This window comes from Rhizobium sp. KNZ14-9A, from assembly GCF_056755015.1.
Genome location: NZ_JBPGXB010000001.1, coordinates 788,442 through 805,377, shown reverse-complemented (window position 1 = coordinate 805,377; position 16,936 = coordinate 788,442). Strand labels below are relative to the sequence as shown.

The following is a 16,936-nucleotide window of genomic DNA, read 5'->3' as shown; positions in this document are numbered from 1 at the left end:
CTCCTGTTCATAATCAGCCCCGGCAACCAAACAGGACCGCTTTATGAACGACCGCTCTTTCCGCTCCCTTTTTTCCCGGCGCCGTCTGCTGACCGCCACCTCTGCATTGGCATTTGCCGCTCTGGTCGCAACAGTGGATGTAACCCCGGTATTGGCTGAGGGCGGTGCACATGATGGCGGAGATGTCGTCTTCCTGATCGACTCGCTCGGCGACACCTGGATCCCCAACAACAGCGCGATCTCAAGCTTTCAGGGACATATCTGGGGCCATGTCACCGACAAGCTCCTCTATGTCGACGCCGAAGGCAAGGTCAGCCCCTGGATTGCCGAGCGCTGGGAGCAGAACGACGATGCAACTGAATTCACCCTGCATTTGAAAAGCGGCGTGACCTTCTCCGATGGCAGCCCCCTCGATGCGGCTGCCGTCGTTGCCAATCTCGACATCTGGTATGCGGGTCGCAAGAGCGAGGGCATCAATCCGATTGGCCTCTTCCCTAAGACCTATGATCATGCCGAGGCCGTCGATGCGACAACCGTGAGGGTTTTCTTCAAGAAGCCGACCCTCGGCTTCATCCCGACACTCGGCTACCACGGCTCGATCCTCATCTCCCCGAAGACCATCGCCTCGCCGGCAAGCGCCCAGGCGGACCTGAGCAAGACATCCGGCAGCGGCCCTTATGTCGTCGAGTCCTGGAAGGAAGGCGACTACGTCAAGCTCGCCAAGCGCAAGGACTACGACTGGGGGCCGGCAGCGGTCGGCCAGACTGGCCCTGCCCATCTCGATACGATCACCTACAAGCTCGTTTCGGAACCATCGCTGCGCGTTGCGGCAGTCCAGTCCGGCCAGGCCGACGTCGCCTATAACGCATCGCCCCAGGAGCTTGAATCTCTGAAGTCGGAAGGCCTCACTGTGGCGACGCCCCGCTATCTCGGCTTCGTCAACGGCTGGGCTGTTAACACCAAGCTTGCCCCCTATGACGACGTGAAGGTTCGCCAGGCACTTCAGGCAGGCATCAATCGCCAGGAAATCATCGACACCGTCTATACGCCCGACTGGAAGCTTGCGACGTCTTTCATCCAGAGCAATGTTCCCGGCGCGACCGACCAGAGCGCACTCCTCGCCTACAATCCTGACAAGGCGGAGAAGCTTCTCGACGAGGCCGGATGGAAGAAGGGTCCGGACGGTATACGCGTCAAGGATGGCAAGCCGCTATTGCTGACGCTGAACTCGAACCCCTACCTCGCGACATCGAAGTCGATCGACGAACTGATTTCGCAGCAACTCGGCAAGATCGGCTGGAAGGTCGATATTCGCGCCTATGACGTCGTCACCTTCGGCCAGAAGGTCAAGTATGGCGGCGCCGGAGTGCCGGCCTATGAGGTGACGCGCTCCTTCATCGACGCCGGCACCGTCGCCGGCATCCTCACCAACGCCAACAATGGCGAGAACTGGTTTGCGCTCGACGAGAGTGACAAGACCCTCAACGATTTGCGCGACAAGATCGCCGGCGCCGGCTCCATCGAAGCTCGCAAGCCTCTTCTCGACGAGTTGCAGCAATACGTCCTCGACCAGGGCTATTTCATTCCGCGAACGCAGATCGTCCAGCGCATCTACGTGCAGTCGCCGAAGCTCAAGGGCGAAGTCTACAACGGCGTCGCCTATGCCAGCTACTACACGGCAACGAAGAGCGAATAGCCCGGCCAATCGACAGACACAGAGGTAATGGGCATGAGCAAAGCCTATTTCAACTACGCCGGAAAGCGGCTGCTGCAGGCGATCGTCGTGATCCTGCTGTCTTATGTCTTCACCTTTGTCGTCGTCAGCATCCTGCCCGGCGATCCGATCACAAACGTTCTCAACAACCCTCAAAACGGCTTCACGCCGGATGAAATCAAAGAGATCATCGCTGCGCAGGGACTGGACAAGCCGATCCCCGTGCAGCTCTGGAACGCCTTTTCCGGCTTCGTGACCGGCGACCTCGGCCTGTCGATGCGGACTAACCGGCCGGTGGCGACGCTGATCGGCGAGGTTCTGCCATCAACGCTCGTGCTTGCCTCGGCCGGCCTTGCGGTCGCGCTTTTCCTGGCAGCGATCATCGCTTACGGCACACAATTTTTGCCCAGACGCTACGGACAGGGCCTGCTGCGCGGCTTTCCCTCGCTGTTCCTCTCGGTTCCGAACTTCGTCATCGGGTTGGTGCTGATCCACCTCTTCGGTTTCCAGCTCGGCGTCTTTCGCGTCATCGAGCCCGACAGCTTCTGGGCAACGCTCTTCGCAGCGATCGCCCTCGGCATTCCGATCTCCGCGCAGATTGCCGAAGTCCTCATTGTCAATCTCGACCATGAGTCCGGCCAGGACTATGCCGCCGTCGCACGCGGACGCGGGCTCGGCCAGATGCGGCTCTTCGTCATGCACCTGCTGAAGCCGTCATCGCTGCCCGTCATCACTGTCGTCGCTCTGACGATCGGCGAGTTGCTCGGCGGATCGCTGATTACCGAGACCGTGTTCGGCCGAAATGGGCTCGGCAGCCTGGTGCAGCGGTCGGTCAGCACCCAGGACCTGCCGGTCCTACAGGCGGTCGTTTCGCTCGCGGCGGTGGTCTTTGTTGTCGTAAACCTGATCGCCGACCTGACCTACCCGCTGCTCGATCCCCGCGTGAAGCTCGTCGGCACGCAGCAGCGTCGGCCGACGACCACTGATGACAGCTCTCTCCCGATCTCCAAGGCGGTGACCCCATGACGCTCGCCTCTCTTTCTTTCACGCCCACGACGCTGGTCGGTCGTCTGACGGGCCTGCGTGTGCCGCCGGTCGTCATCCTCTCGTTCCTGGTCGTCGCTCTGGCGATCGCCTGGTCCTTGGCGCCTAGCCTCTTCACAAGCTACGATCCGGTGAACGGCACCCCCGCCCAGAAGCTGCTCGGCCCAAGTGCGGCGCACTGGTTCGGCACCGATCATCTCGGCCGCGATCTTTACGCCCGCGTCATCTATGGCACGGCCTCATCGGTAGCCAGCGCGCTGATCGCGGTCGTGATCGGCGTTGTCGCCGGCGGAATTATCGGACTGCTGGCCGGCTTCTTCGGCAGCTGGGTGGACACGGTCTTTGCCCGCCTCGTCGATGTCTTGCTGGCAATCCCCAAATTCCTGCTGGCAGTGATCGTCGTCACGGCAATCGGTTTCGACACGACGAATGCGGCAATCGCGACAGGCGTCTCCGCCGTCGCCCTTTTTGCCCGGGTGATGCGCGCCGAAGTCATCAAGACACGGGCTGCGACATTCGTGGAATCGTCCTTCCTTCTCGGCGGCTCGCGCTGGCACATTCTGTGGCGCCACGTGCTGCCGAACGCATCGCGATCGGTGCTTCCGCTTGCCGTTCTGCAGTTCGGCGATTCCATCCTGGTGATCGCCAGCCTTGCCTTCCTTGGCTACGGCGACCCGCCGCCTGCTTCCGACTGGGGCCTGCTGATCTCGATCGGCAAGGATTACCTCAAATGGCCCTGGCTGGTTTACGCCCCGGCCCTCGTCACGATCGCAACCGTTCTCTCTGTAAACAGGATCAGCCGATGGCTCCGCAAGACAGACTGACCACGTTTTTGAATCGCCCATCGTCCCCGTTGCTGCGGGCCGAAGGATTGTCGGTGGCCTACGGCACCCACAGGGTCGTGACCAATGTCGGCTTCGAGCTTGGACGCGGCAAAAGTCTCGCGCTGATCGGCGAATCCGGATCGGGCAAATCGACCATCGCCCGCGCCGTCCTGCGGCTGCTTCCCGCAACGGGACACGCCACCGGCCGCGTCGAATTCGATGGCCAGGAGCTTCTGGCGCTTCCCGAGCGACGCTTCCGTCCATTCAGGGGACGCAGGATCGGCTTCGTGCCGCAGGATCCGGGTAACTCCCTGAACCCGGTTCGCAGCATCGGCGCGCAGGCAATGGAAGCTGCAGCACTTCTGAGCGAACCGGACAAGGCGCTCCGCAAGGCACTTGTTCTGGAGACATTCGCGCAGGTCGGGCTCGACAATCCGCAGCGTGTCTACGATTCCTATCCGCATCAACTTTCCGGCGGCATGCTCCAGCGTGTGCTGATCGGTCTCGCCGTTCTGCCGCGGCCGTCGCTGCTGGTCGCAGACGAGCCGACCTCCGCACTCGATGTGACGATCCAGAAGCGTATTCTCGACCTGTTGTCGAAGTTGCAGGAGGAGCTGGCGATCAGCCTTCTCCTGATCACCCATGACCTGGCGATCGCAGCCGAGCGCGCGGATTCCATTGTGGTTCTCAAAGACGGCGCCATCCAGGAAGCCGGCAGTACCGCCACGGTCTTCTCCGCCCCTTCCTCGTCCTACGCCAGAAAGCTCCATGGCGATGTGCCGGCCCTTCACCCTGACCGTTACCGGCCGTTGCGAGAGCCCGGTTTCCGGCACCTCAGCGCCAAGCGCGAAAAGACCCCGAAGATCGAGGTCAGCGGCGTAACGAAGAGCTTCACCGTGGACGGCAAGGTTCTGACCGCCGTCAACGACGTCTCGTTCGAGGTTCAGGCGGGAACGACGCATGCGCTGGTCGGGGAATCCGGATCCGGAAAGACAACGGCAATCCGGCTTCTGCTCGGGCTGGAACAGCCCGACACTGGAAAGATCGCCGTTGGCGGCGAACAGGTAAATGGCCGGTCCCCCGAGCAGCTTCGCTCCATCTGGCGGCACCTGCAGCTTGTCTATCAGAACCCGTTCACGTCCCTCGACCCGACCTGGACCGCCGAGAAAATCGTGCGCGAGCCTCTGGACCGCTTCAAGATCGGAACACACCAGGAACGGCCACTCGCGGTGCGCAAAGCATTCGCAGATGTGGGGCTTGGCGAGCATCTCTTGTTCCGAAAGCCCGCCGCCTTGTCCGGCGGCCAGCGCCAGCGCGTTGCTATCGCCCGGTCGCTCGTCCTGAAACCCGATGTGATCGTGCTTGACGAGCCTACCTCGGCGCTCGACGTCAGCGTTCAGGCCGATATCGTCGAAGTGCTGCTTTCGCTGCAGGTCAAGCTCGGCCTCACCTATATCTTCGTGTCGCATGACCTGGCGCTGGTGCGCCAGCTTGCTCACACGGTCTCGGTCATGCAGCGCGGCCGCATCGTCGAGCACGGTACTGTCGGAGAGATCTTCGACACGCCCCGGCAGCCCTATACCCGCTCTTTGCTGGAATCGATCCCGTCAGGGGCCGCGCGTTTTGCGCGAAGCCAGCCCCTGCAGCAGCGACAGATCTTCAATGAGGAAAAGATCGCATGAGCGTCATTGCCCCCGCCCCGACACCGTCAGCGTCATTCCGTCCGAAGAAGCGCCTCGGGTTCAACACGCGTGTCGCGTTCAACGATGAATCCGGCCCAGCCCATGGTTTGCGGGAGGGAATCGAGCTCTTCAAGGCGGCCGAACGCCTGGGCTATCAGTCAGGCTGGGCCTATCAGCGGCATTTCGATCACTATCTATCCTCGCCTCTGCCCTTCTTCGCCGCGACGGGCCAGCATACCAGCCATATCGTCCTGGGTTCGGCTGTCATTCCGATGCGTTATCAGGACCCTATCCTGCTGGCTGAAGCCGCAGGCACCACCGACCTCCTGATTGGCGGCAGATTGGAACTGGCGATCTCGACCGGCGCCAACGCAGCCTTCGACGCCGTCTTCGGCACGGTCGAGACCGATGCCAGGACGGAAGCCAAGCGCCGTCAGGCCCGCTTTCTGTCCGCGATCTCCGGCGAGGTTCTGCACACCGTCGCGGAATCTGGCCAAGGGGCCGCGGAAGGCAGCCAGTTGAGGGTAACACCGCACAGTCCGACGCTTCGCTCACGCATCCGTCAAGGTTCCGCCAGCCTCGGGTCCGCGATCCAGGCCGCCGAACTCGGCATCGGCCTGATCGCCGGAACCGTACAGCACGACCACGCCGAGGGCGAGAGCTTCGGAAGCTACCAGGCCCGTTGCATCGAGGCATTCCGTGCCAACTGGCGGAAGCAGTGGACAAGCGAGCCGCCGCCCGTCGCCGTGGCGGCTTCGGTCCTGGTCGGCACGACGCCGGCGCTGCGGGAGAAATACGCAGCCTATGATCTCGAGCGCCGTACTCAGGGCATTGCCGCATCGCGGCCGAAAGGCGCTCTTGAGCCGAGCTCGCGGACCAACCAGCCGCCGGGAAGCCAGATCTCGCCGGTCTTCCACGGCACACCGGATCAGGTGATCGAGGCAGTGCTTGCTGATCCCGGACTCGCTGCGGCCGACGAAATCGTTCTCTTCCTGCCGCCGGCATTCGGCCTCGCCGAAAATATCCAGCTGCTGTCCGACCTTGCCGGGACCATTGCCCCGAGCCTTGGCTGGTCGCCGGACTGGTAGAACCTACACCGGATCTCAAACACCGGCAGCCGCGAATTAGAGATATTTTTCTATAGTTTCAGTGGAAATAGAAAGACCTGTCTTCCTCGTCCGATGTCTGCCACCTAACCTTCGACCACCATCGACAATCAGAGGAGCTCCTATGTCCGCGGAATTCATCAGCGTCAGCTTTCCCAACGCCTCGAACGACCTCCATCCTATCCCGGACGCTCCGGTCGATCCACGCTATCTCGAGCGCTACGCGCGCGCCCTCGACGACTACGGCTTCAACTACACGCTAATCCCCTACTCATCGTCCTCCTTCGATCCCTTTACCCTTGGCGCCACCGTTCTGGCGCACACGAAGAACATCAAGATCATCGTCGCGCTCAGGCCCAACACGGTGTACCCGACGGTCGCGGCCAAATCACTTGCCACTCTCGATCAATTGAGCGGCGGCCGCGTCGTCGTCCACTTCATTGCGGGCGGCAGCGATGACGAGCAGGCGCGCGAGGGAGACTTCCTCAACAAGGAGCAGCGCTACGAGCGGCAGGAAGAATATATCCGTATTCTGCGCCTCGCATGGACCTCGACTGAGCCCTTCGATTTCGATGGCACATATTACCAGTTCAAGCAGTTCCGCAGCGCAGTGCGGCCCACGAATGGCACCATCCCCATCTCTGTCGGCGGATCGTCGGATGCCGCCTACCGGATCGGCGGCTCGCTCGGCGACATCTTCGGGCTATGGGGCGAACCGCTAGCGGAAACCAAGCAACAGATCGAACGCATCTACGCCGAGGCGGCTAAGGCAGGCAGGACGGACCGGCCGCGGATCTGGGTGACCTTCCGCCCGATCGTCGCGGAAACCGACGAACTGGCCTGGGAAAAGGCCCACCGGGTGCTCGACCGTCTCAAGGACAACCGGGAAAAGGGCCTTCATCGCGCCCCGCCCTCCGCCCCGCGCCCGGCCAATGTCGGATCGCAGCGCCTCCTTGATATTGCCGCGCGTGGCGACGTTCACGATCGCGCCCTCTGGTATCCGACGGTCACGGCGACCAATGCCTCCGGTGCCACCACCGCGCTCGTCGGATCACCGCGGACCATTGCCGATTCCATCCTCGACTATATCGATCTCGGCGCCGACCTGATCTCCATCCGCGGCTACGACAATTTCAACGATGCCGTCGATTACGGCCGCTATATTCTGCCGCTGGTGCGCGAAGGCATCCGCGAGCGGGAAGAGGCAAAGAAGAAGGCCGCCGCCTGATGATCGCGCGCGATACGGCTTTCGATCCAAGCCTGCTGAGCGCGACGACGCGCGCTCTTGCGGACGCAGCTCCCGAGGCGGACCGGACCGGGGATTTTCCCTGGACTGGCATCCGGGCGGTTCATCAAAGCGGCCTGCTCGAAAGCACTGTCGCGGCGAGATATGGCGGCGCCGGCGCAACGCTCCACGAGGCAGCAACGATCCTTGCGGCCCTCGGCCGCGGTGATCCATCGGTCGCCCTGATCAGCGCCATGACGATCTTCAACCACCTCGGCCAGGCAACCAAAAACCATTGGCCCGAGGACCTCTACAAGCGCCTGCTTGCTCAGACCAAGCAGCATCCGCTGCTGCTCAATGCCGCGCGTGTCGAACCGGAACTTGGCTCGCCGGCCCGTGGGGGCCTGCCGGCGACGGTTGCCCGGCGTACCGCATCCGGCTGGTCGATCACCGGCCGCAAGCGCTTCGTCACAGGCGCACACGGTCTGACCCATTTTCTTGTGTGGGCACACACCGATGAAGCGAAGGCCCGCGTCGGAACATTTGTCGTGCCGAACAAGCTCCCGGGCATTCGCGTCATCGAGAACTGGAACAGCCTTGGCATGCGCGCGTCCGGATCTCACGATGTCGAATACACCGATGTGGAAATCCCGCTGGAGAATGTCATCGATCTGGTTGACCCCTCCGTTGCGCAGCAGGACAACCGTGCCCATGCGGCAATCACGCTGGCGCTGACGGCGCTCTATCTTGGCGTGGCTGAAGCTGCTCAGGAGGCGTTCATTCGTTTTGCGCATGAGCGTGTTCCCACAAACCTTGGCCATCCGATCGCCCGCACCGAACGATTCGTGACGTTCTCCGGTGAAATCGATCTGCTGGTCTCCGGTGCCCGGCAGATCATTTTCGATGCCCTGAAGGACCAGCATGCCGACGCTGAAAAGCACATAAGAGCCCGATTTATTGCCGGCCGGCAGCTGCGCGACGCGGTGCAGATTGCCGTGCGCGGCATCGGCAATCCCGGCCTCGGAAACGAATTGGGGCTGGAACGCCATTTCAGGGACATCCAGTCGGTGCTCGTCCATGCCCCGCAGGAGGACACGTCAATCTCCATTCTCGGGCGCGCCGCCTTCGAACGTTGGAAGAGCGAAAGGGCGGCGCCATTGGCACCTCCGGTCAATCTCACGGCATTGGAGACGGCCTGATCATGACTCGCTACATCATCATCGGTGCCGGTGCAGTCGGCGCTAGCCTCGCGGCCGAGTTCGAGACGCATGGCATCCCCTATTTGCTCGTTGGTCGCGGCACCCAGATTGCCCATATCGCCGCCCACGGTCTCTCGTATCGCCGGCCGGACGGACACAGTATGCTCCGGCTCAACACCGCCGACACGGCTTCGCCACCGGCGCTTCGCCCGGGTGATATTCTGGTCCTTGCGGTCAAGGCACAGGATGTCGAAGCGACCACGGAATTCTGGGCCTGGCGGCAGGTCGAGGGTGCAGGCTTTGCATCCGAACTACCACTCGTGACGTTGCAAAACGGGCTGGCTGCGGAAGACATTGCGCTGCGGCGCTTCGATCGTGTCTATGCGGCGAGTATCCGCATTCCGGCGCGCTACACCGTCACCGGCGAGGTCGTCGTCGGAGGCGAGCGGAATGTCGGCATCGTCGCCCTCGGCCGCTACCCGGAAGGGCTCGACGACACGGCTTCGTCGATCGCCGCCGATCTTGCAAAGGCCGGCTATCTCGCCGAAGCGCGCTCCGACATCCGGCGATGGAAGGCGGCCAAGCTCGAGCACAACGTCACCAATGCCGTCGAGCTTTTCGCAGGTCCTCCCGAAGTCCGCTCAAAGGCCGCAGCCAGCCTGGCGCAAGAGGCACGCACCGTCCTCCTAGCCGCCGGATACGATCCCGCAGCGCCCTCGGAATGGAAGATCGACATCTCAACCTGGCGGGTCGCGCCAGAGAGTGGCATCAAGCCCGGTCAGCAATCGACCTGGCAAAGTTTCACCCGCGGCACTTCAAGCGAAGTCGATTATCTGAACGGTGAAATCGTCCGTCTCGGCCGAATTCACGGGGTTGCAGCACCTCTCAACGCGGCCTTCCAGAAGGCTGCGGCGAGGCTTGCGATCGATGGCCGTCCCCCAGGTACACGAGATATTGGCGAGTTTTATCCCGTCATCGCCGATGGCGCAGCGCTTAGCGTGCCTGCGGAAAGCAAGCCGATCGAAAGGAAAAGTATGGGAACCCCTAGGGTCGTTGCGATATCGGGCAGCTTCAGCCGGCCTTCGAAAACCACGGCGCTCGTGCAGCATGTCGCCGGACGCGCAAGCGATCGCTACGGCTTTGATAGCGTGACTTACGACATGGTCGATGTCGGACCATCGCTTGGTACTGCTCTCTGGCGCAAACAGCTCGACGACAGGGCTCACCATGTCATTCAAGAGATTGTCGATGCCGACATTCTGATCATCGGCGCACCGACCTATAAGGGCTCCTACTCGGGTCTCTTCAAGCATTTGATCGATCTCATCGATCCTCATGAGCTACGGTCGAAACCGATCCTCATCACGGCCACGGGCGGCGGCGATCGCCACGCGCTGATGGTGGAGCACCAGCTTCGCCCATTGTTCGGGTTCTTCATGGCCCACACGCTGCCAACCGCGGTCTACGCGTCGGATCGTGACTTTGTCGATTACACCGTCTCATCAGAACAACTCCTCAAACGCATCGGCGAGGCGATCGACGAGATTGGCACCTTCTTGCCGATCGGCGAGGCCAATCGTGCCGCGGCCGAATGAAACGCTCCAACACAAAGGCGCTTGCAAACAAAGGTATCGGCAATTTGCCACCGGCGTGGTTACGAGGCGCGCCGATTAATTTGCAAAAATAGGGGCTTTCGAAGGATTCTGATCTCAACGCGTGCCTGAAAACGAAATGCGAGCATGTTGATCGATTTGGTCGAGATTAATACCCTCGACCGATCTCACGCGCCTCTTCCGGGGGAATGCGTGAAGAGCTGTGCGCATGCATGGCTTTTCGACACCGCAACGCCTGATACAGGAGCACGCATGCCGCAGCGTCAAATTTCAAAAAACCGCCGCCATCTCAATTGGCCTAACGCGTTATTACCAATTGCGGCTTCTCTCGGTCTCATCGCCATGCTGGTGCCCGGGCAAGCTGCGGCCGAGGGCAAGATCCGCATCGCGCAGCAGTTTGGGATCTCCTACCTGACGCTCGATGTCATTCGCGATCAGAAGCTCATCGAAAAACATGGCAAGGAAGCCGGTCTCGACATAACGGTCGAATGGGCAACGGTGTCCGGCGCAACGGCAATGAACGAAGCGCTTCTTTCCGACAATCTCGATATCGCAGCCGCCGGCGTGCCGCCGGCGCTCACCACCTGGGACCGAACCAAGGGACATCAGGACGTCAAACTGGTCGCAGCACTTGGCGCCCAGCCCAACTACCTGCTCACGACCAATCCAAATATCCATTCGTTGAAAGACTTTGGGCCGGACGACCGGATCGCGGTGCCTGCGGCCGGCGTTGGTTTCCAGTCCCGCACGCTTCAGATCGAAGCTGCAAAGGTCTTTGGCAAGGACAAGTTCCAGAAGCTCGACGATATCACCATCAGCTTGCCGCATCCCGACGCAACCGCGGCACTGATTTCAGGCGGAACGGAAGTGAACTCGCACTTCTCCTCGGCACCCTTCTATTATCAGGCGCTGCAGGGCAACAAGGCAGTTCACAAGGTCATCAGTTCCTATGATATTCTTGGAGGGCCGGCGACGTTCAACGTCCTCTACGCCACCACCGCTTTCCACGACAAGAACCCCAAGACCTATGCTGCCTTCTATGCAGCGTTGCGCGATGCCGCGGATTGGATCAGCACGCACAAGACAGAAGCCGCCGATACCTTTATCCGCGAGCAGAAATCGAAGCTCTCGCCCAAACTCGTCCTCGATATCATCAACGATCCGGAAAACGACTTTTCGATCGTGCCCAAAAACACCTTCATATACGCTTCGGAACTCTACAAGATCGGCGTCCTGAAAAACGAGGCCGGGTCCTGGAAGGACTACTTCTTCCCGGAAGCGCAGGGCGATAACGGCAGCTGACATTGATCGGATAAACCTGATCCTGCAATAGCGCGGCCCTAAAGGCCGCGCAGAACATTTGCGAGATAGAATGGACGGCATATCCACCGAAGCCTCGAGCCGCGCGGCTCCCTCAACGCAACCACCGCTTCTTTCGGTGAAGGGTGTTACATTGGAATATGCTGCACCCGGACGGATCGTGCGCGCGACGCAGAATGTCAGCTTCGATGTTTGGGAAGCGGATCGCTTTATTCTACTCGGCGCTTCCGGCTGCGGCAAATCCACCCTCTTAAAGGCGGTCGGCGGCTTTATTGCGCCGACTGAAGGACAGGTCCTCTTGGACGGTCGTCCGGTCAACGGGCCGGGACCGGACCGTGTGGTGGTCTTTCAGGAATTCGACCAGTTACCGCCCTGGAAGACCATTCGAGAGAACGTGGCCTTTCCTGTTCGGGTCTCCGGTCGCCTTGGCCGAAAAGAGGCTCTCGAAAGAGCTGACTACTATCTGGAAAAGGTGGGGTTATCTCGGTTTGCCGGGGCCTATCCGAACGCTTTGTCGGGAGGCATGAAGCAGCGTGTTGCAATCGCACGGGCCCTTGCGATGGAGCCACGTGTCCTGCTGATGGATGAGCCCTTTGCAGCGCTTGATGCGCTGACCCGGCGCAAGATGCAGGAAGAACTCCTGGCACTGTGGGAAGAAGTCCGCTTCACCCTGCTCTTCGTCACCCATTCCATCGAAGAGGCGTTGGTCGTCGGCAATCGGATCGCACTGTTGTCTCCGCATCCGGGCCGCATGCGTGCCGAGATCAATAGCCATGAATGGGACCTGCAAAGCGGCGGAAGCCCTGAGTTTCAGGCAGCCGCAACCCGCATTCATCGCCTTCTGTTTGACGAGGCGCCCATTGCAACGGAAAGCGATCATGCGTGATACTGCTACCGCTGGCCCTGGTACAATACGGCCGACGCCGCCGATCCGACCTGAATACGAGCTGATGCCTGAGCCAATCGCCGGAAGCTCCATCGAACGGCGCGCGTCGCTGCCGCGGCGACTCTGGCAGCAGGCATGGCTGCGAAAAGGTCTTATCCTGATCTTTCTCGCAATCTTATGGGAGATTGTCGCAAGAATTCAGGGCAATGACCTTCTCCTGCCGTCATTCACGGAGACACTTCAAGCTTTCTTCGACGATATCGCCAATGGGGTTTTGCCTGGCCGGGCAGCGAACTCCATCGATATTCTGCTGAAAGGTTATGTCGCGGGGGTCGTTTTGGCATTCGTCCTGACGTCGCTCGCCGTATCCAGCCAACTCGGGCGCGATTTCCTGTCGACCTTGACCTCCATGCTCAATCCTTTGCCTCCGATCGCACTTCTGCCGCTCGGGCTTCTGTGGTTCGGGCTCGGCCAGGGAAGTCTTATTTTCGTGCTGATCCATTCGGTGCTCTGGCCGCTTGCTCTCAACATGTATACGGGCTTCACCAGTGTGCCGGAGACCCTGCGCATGACGGGCCGCAATTATGGCCTGCGCGGATTGCGCTACGTCTTCCTTATTCTTGTGCCGGCAGCCCTGCCGTCGATCATCGCGGGCCTTAAAATCGGCTGGGCCTTCGCGTGGCGGACATTGATTGCCGCGGAACTCGTCTTTGGCGCATCCTCGGGCCGTGGCGGGCTCGGCTGGTACATCTTCCAGAACCGCAACGAGCTCTACACCGACCGGGTGTTCGCCGGCCTGATGACGGTCATCCTGCTGGGTCTCCTCGTCGAGAATGTCCTGTTCCGGCAGTTGGAAAGGCGCACGATCCTGAAATGGGGCATGACGCGATAGCATGGCTGGCAAACGACAATGACACAGGAAAAATATATCGTCGGCATCACCGATCACATGATCGGTCATCCCGACCTAGAAGCCGAAGTGCTGGGTCGTGATATCGAGATCGATTTTTTCGCGACCACAGACGAGACGCTATTTGACGCCGATCGCCTGGCAAGACTTGACGCGCTGATGGTCTGGGGCGCACGGCTGACTTCGCGCAGTATCTCCCACCTTCATCGCTGCCGCGGCGTGGTCCGCTATGGCGTCGGCTACGAGAAGATCGATCTTGCGGCATTGGCAAATGCCGGCATCCCCTTTGCCAACAATCCCGATTACGGCACCGAAGAAGTTGCCGATCACGCGATCGCAATGATCCTCTCGCTCCATCGCCGCCTTTGGGAACATGATGCCCGTGCTCGCGGCTATACATCCGGTTGGCAGGTCCATAGCCTCAAACCGCTTTCCCGGTCGAACCGCGCAACTGTCGGCATCATCGGCGTCGGCCGGATCGGTACGGCGGTCGTAAACCGTCTTAAGCCGTTCGGTTTCCGTATCCTCGGCTACGATCCAGGTCAGCCGCCCGGCCATGAGAAGGCTGTCGGTTATGAGCGTGTGGACCGCCTTGACGATATTCTTGCCCAGTCGGACATCGTCACACTGCATTGTCCGGCAACGGCTGAAAGCCGTGGCATGCTAGATGCCGACGGTCTTGCACGGCTGAAACCAGGGGCAATCCTCGTCAACACCGCACGCGGAGAATTGCTTGAGGACCTCGACGCACTCGAAGCGGCTCTGCGCAGCGGCCATCTTGCGGCAGCGGCGATCGACACGCTGACACAGGAGCCGCCGGGCCACCATCCCCTCTTGTCTGCGTGGCGAGATCGTGAGGACTGGCTTGCCGGGCGGCTTGTCATCACGCCCCACAACGCTTTTTATTCCGACCACTCTGCCGTCGAAATGCGCACCAATGCGGCGCGGACGGTCAAAATCCTGCTTGATGAAGGCCGGTTGCGAAACCGTGTTACGGCCTGATCATTTTACAACTTTCCACGATCCGATCCGAACGATCCAGGCACAACCATGACCCATAGCTCCGAATTCCTGTGGTACATTCCAAACGACGTCAAGGCGGGCCATAGAGGCGATGCCGCCGCCGAAAATCACAACGGTCTGGAAGCATTAACGGCACAGGCCATTGCACTGGAAGAGCATGGGTGGAAAGGGGCTCTCATTGGCACCGGATGGGGCCGCCCCGACACCTTTACGATCGCAGCAGCACTTGCTGCACGCACCTCCACATTCGAACCCTTGATCGCTGCCCGGCCCGGTTACTGGCGGCCGGCGAACTTCGCTTCCGCTGCCGCAACGCTTGACCAACTGACTGGCGGCCGGGTTCGGGTCAACATCGTCTCCGGACAGGACGACCTCGCCGCCTATGGCGACGAGGAAGGCGACCAGACTCAGCGCTATGCACGCACGAAGGAATTCATGCGGCTGGTCCGCCGGCTATGGACCGAGGAGAATGTGACATTCCACGGACAGCATTTCCAGGTGACCGGCTCTACCGCTGCGCCACGGCTTGATGTGCGCAGCGACCGCCGGCATCCCAAGGTCTACTTTGGCGGCGCATCAGAGGCGGCCGAACAAGTGTCGGCGACAGAAGCCGACGTGCAGCTGTTCTGGGGGGAGCCTCTCGATGGCGTACGGGAGCGGATCGAGCGCTTGAAGACACTCAGCAACGACTTGGACCGCGATCTCCCGCCCCTGGAGTTTGGACTAAGGATAACGACCCTGGTGCGCGACACGAGGGAAAAGGCATGGTCCGATGCGGAAGCGCGCGTTGCGAAGATGGCCGAAGGCAAAAGCGGCAGCTGGAACGATCACAAAGCAGGTGCAGTCGGCCAGCAGCGGCTGCTCGATCTGCACAAGCGGGGCGACGTGCTGGACGACAATCTTTACACTGCCCCTGGCAGATTCGGTGGGGGTGGCGCCGGGACAACATGGCTCGTCGGTTCAGCAGAGGATGTGGCGGGATCCCTTCGTAAATATCAGGATCTTGGCATTAGCCACTTTATCCTTTCCGATACGCCGTATTTGCAGGAGATAAAGCGCCAGGGCGACCAGTTGTTGCCGCTCGTGCGATAGCTGGGGCGAACTGCCTTTTGACGCTCTCCGACTGATATGAGGCGGTGTCTAGCGATGTTGCGCTTGAAAGGAAGCGAACCCAGAACCAGCAAACCGAACAACCTATCACGCTGATTTTCTCGCGAAAATATCCTCTATAATCGACACGGTCTTCGGTCGCTAAAAGAGCCGCGCAGGCGGGGAGAGCTTCCCACGAGGCTGCTTTAGTCTAATTTTGTTCTGACCCCGGCAAGGACGCTCCTGTCGAGTCGCGCGCAACACGTATCTGAGAACATCCGAACGGTGTCGCTCAGGCCCGGAACCGCTCGAATGCGGTCAGCCGGCTCACGAGCGGGTCGGCCTCCTCCCAACAATAGATCTCCGCGCGAAGATACTTCAACTCGTCTTCGAGAGCGTCTTCGGCGACGTCGATCCACCAGGATTTCGGCTGGCCGTCGCTGCCGTCCGCCCATCGGTATCCTCGCGCCTTGAGCTGATCCTTCATGTCGAAGGGACTGTGCTCGGCGAAGATGCGCGCGAGCGAACGCCGGCTTGCGGCATAGAGCTCGGCAAAGGGTGCCCCTCTCGGGACGTCCGGACGCGCTGCAAGAAGCTCGAACAAGGCAAAACAATCGTCGAGCGCCCGGTGCGCCTCGTGGAAATATCCGTATTGGCTTATCAGGTAGCCGAGCTTGGTCCCTTCCATGCCACGCGCCATCCAGTCGATTTCGGACGCCGAACAGGCCCAGGCCTTTCCCGAAAAAAATGGAGAGAAAGCCTCGCAGAACGGACGATCGAAGCCGGCATTGTGAGCAACAATGAGATCGGCGGGCTCGACAAGCGCACGCAGCGTGCCGGTGTCGATCATCTTGCCGGCAACCATCTCGTCTGTAATGCCGGTCAGTTGTGTGATTTCCGCCGGTATCGGGTTCATTGGCTGCTGCAGCCCGCTGTAGATCTCCGTGACATCGCCGATAGTGCCGGATGGATCGAAGGTGAACGCAATGGCGCCGATCTCGATGATCTCGTCGCTGCGATGATTGAGACCCGTCGTTTCGACATCGAGGATCACGCCTCTCAACAGAAACTCAGGCCGCGGGATGACTGCGACTGGCCGCGGTTCGATCTTGGTCAGAACACGATAGCGGCCCGTCGCCTGCAGATGCCGGATCATCTCCCCTTCGCGGGCGGCGTCCGAAGGCCGGCGCCTCGGCTTCGCGGAGCCGGGCGGCCTCACTGGCCCGGTCTGTTCCGAAACAAAAAAATCGAACTGCTGGGTCATCCGCTCTTTTCCCGTCATGTCCGAATTACAGGTCGCG

General features: G+C 60.9%; 14 protein-coding genes and 1 pseudogene. 14 read left to right on the top strand and 1 reads right to left on the bottom strand.

Annotation, left to right across the window (positions count from 1 at the left end):
• Positions 1-43: 43 nt before the first annotated feature.
• From ACR9ZQ_RS04205 to ACR9ZQ_RS04140, 14 genes and pseudogenes are all read left to right on the top strand, one after another.
• Complete coding sequence (locus ACR9ZQ_RS04205; RefSeq protein ID WP_481426955.1) at positions 44-1,696, top strand: ABC transporter substrate-binding protein; 1,653 nt, start codon at positions 44-46, stop codon at positions 1,694-1,696.
• 33 nt (positions 1,697-1,729) lie between these two features.
• On the top strand, positions 1,730-2,740 hold the full coding sequence (locus ACR9ZQ_RS04200) for an ABC transporter permease (RefSeq protein WP_481426954.1): 1,011 nt from the start codon (positions 1,730-1,732) through the stop codon (positions 2,738-2,740).
• Positions 2,737-3,582 carry an ABC transporter permease gene (locus ACR9ZQ_RS04195; protein ID WP_442207300.1) on the top strand — a complete coding sequence of 282 codons (846 nt, stop codon included), beginning with the start codon at positions 2,737-2,739 and terminating at the stop codon, positions 3,580-3,582. Before ACR9ZQ_RS04200 ends, ACR9ZQ_RS04195 begins: the two co-directional genes overlap by 4 nt.
• A complete protein-coding gene (locus ACR9ZQ_RS04190) occupies positions 3,561-5,264 on the top strand; it encodes an ABC transporter ATP-binding protein (RefSeq protein ID WP_481426953.1) in 1,704 nt (567 codons plus the stop codon). The genes ACR9ZQ_RS04195 and ACR9ZQ_RS04190 overlap by 22 nt, the downstream gene beginning before the upstream one ends.
• Positions 5,261-6,352, top strand: coding sequence for an LLM class flavin-dependent oxidoreductase (locus ACR9ZQ_RS04185; RefSeq protein WP_481426952.1), 1,092 nt, complete (start codon positions 5,261-5,263; stop codon positions 6,350-6,352). Before ACR9ZQ_RS04190 ends, ACR9ZQ_RS04185 begins: the two co-directional genes overlap by 4 nt.
• 142 nt (positions 6,353-6,494) lie before the next feature.
• The gene (locus tag ACR9ZQ_RS04180) at positions 6,495-7,598 is read left to right on the top strand and encodes an LLM class flavin-dependent oxidoreductase (protein ID WP_481426951.1); all 1,104 of its coding nucleotides are present in this window, start codon (positions 6,495-6,497) and stop codon (positions 7,596-7,598) included.
• Entirely contained in the window at positions 7,598-8,794 is a 1,197-nt protein-coding gene (locus ACR9ZQ_RS04175) for an acyl-CoA dehydrogenase family protein (protein ID WP_481426950.1), read from the top strand. Before ACR9ZQ_RS04180 ends, ACR9ZQ_RS04175 begins: the two co-directional genes overlap by 1 nt.
• 2 nt (positions 8,795-8,796) lie before the next feature.
• Positions 8,797-9,756, top strand: a pseudogene (locus tag ACR9ZQ_RS04170) (ketopantoate reductase family protein); the annotation flags it as partial.
• A 72-nt stretch (positions 9,757-9,828) separates the two neighbouring features.
• The gene (msuE, locus tag ACR9ZQ_RS04165; RefSeq protein ID WP_481427277.1) at positions 9,829-10,389 is read left to right on the top strand and encodes an FMN reductase; all 561 of its coding nucleotides are present in this window, start codon (positions 9,829-9,831) and stop codon (positions 10,387-10,389) included.
• Positions 10,390-10,659: 270 nt separating this feature from the next.
• Positions 10,660-11,709, top strand: a complete 1,050-nt coding sequence (locus ACR9ZQ_RS04160) for an ABC transporter substrate-binding protein (protein ID WP_481426949.1) — start codon at positions 10,660-10,662, stop codon at positions 11,707-11,709.
• Positions 11,710-11,779: 70 nt separating this feature from the next.
• Entirely contained in the window at positions 11,780-12,613 is an 834-nt protein-coding gene (locus tag ACR9ZQ_RS04155) for an ABC transporter ATP-binding protein (RefSeq protein ID WP_481426948.1), read from the top strand.
• The gene (locus ACR9ZQ_RS04150) at positions 12,606-13,505 is read left to right on the top strand and encodes an ABC transporter permease (protein ID WP_481426947.1); all 900 of its coding nucleotides are present in this window, start codon (positions 12,606-12,608) and stop codon (positions 13,503-13,505) included. The genes ACR9ZQ_RS04155 and ACR9ZQ_RS04150 overlap by 8 nt, the downstream gene beginning before the upstream one ends.
• Before the next feature lie 18 nt (positions 13,506-13,523).
• Positions 13,524-14,525, top strand: a complete 1,002-nt coding sequence (locus ACR9ZQ_RS04145; RefSeq protein WP_481426946.1) for a C-terminal binding protein — start codon at positions 13,524-13,526, stop codon at positions 14,523-14,525.
• Between the two features lie 48 nt (positions 14,526-14,573).
• Complete coding sequence (locus ACR9ZQ_RS04140; protein ID WP_481426945.1) at positions 14,574-15,638, top strand: LLM class flavin-dependent oxidoreductase; 1,065 nt, start codon at positions 14,574-14,576, stop codon at positions 15,636-15,638.
• Between the two features lie 289 nt (positions 15,639-15,927).
• Here ACR9ZQ_RS04140 and ACR9ZQ_RS04135 read toward each other — a convergent pair whose 3' ends face one another.
• Positions 15,928-16,899, bottom strand: coding sequence for a 3'-5' exonuclease (locus tag ACR9ZQ_RS04135; protein WP_481426944.1), 972 nt, complete (start codon positions 16,897-16,899; stop codon positions 15,928-15,930).
• Between the last annotated feature and the right edge of the window lie 37 nt (positions 16,900-16,936).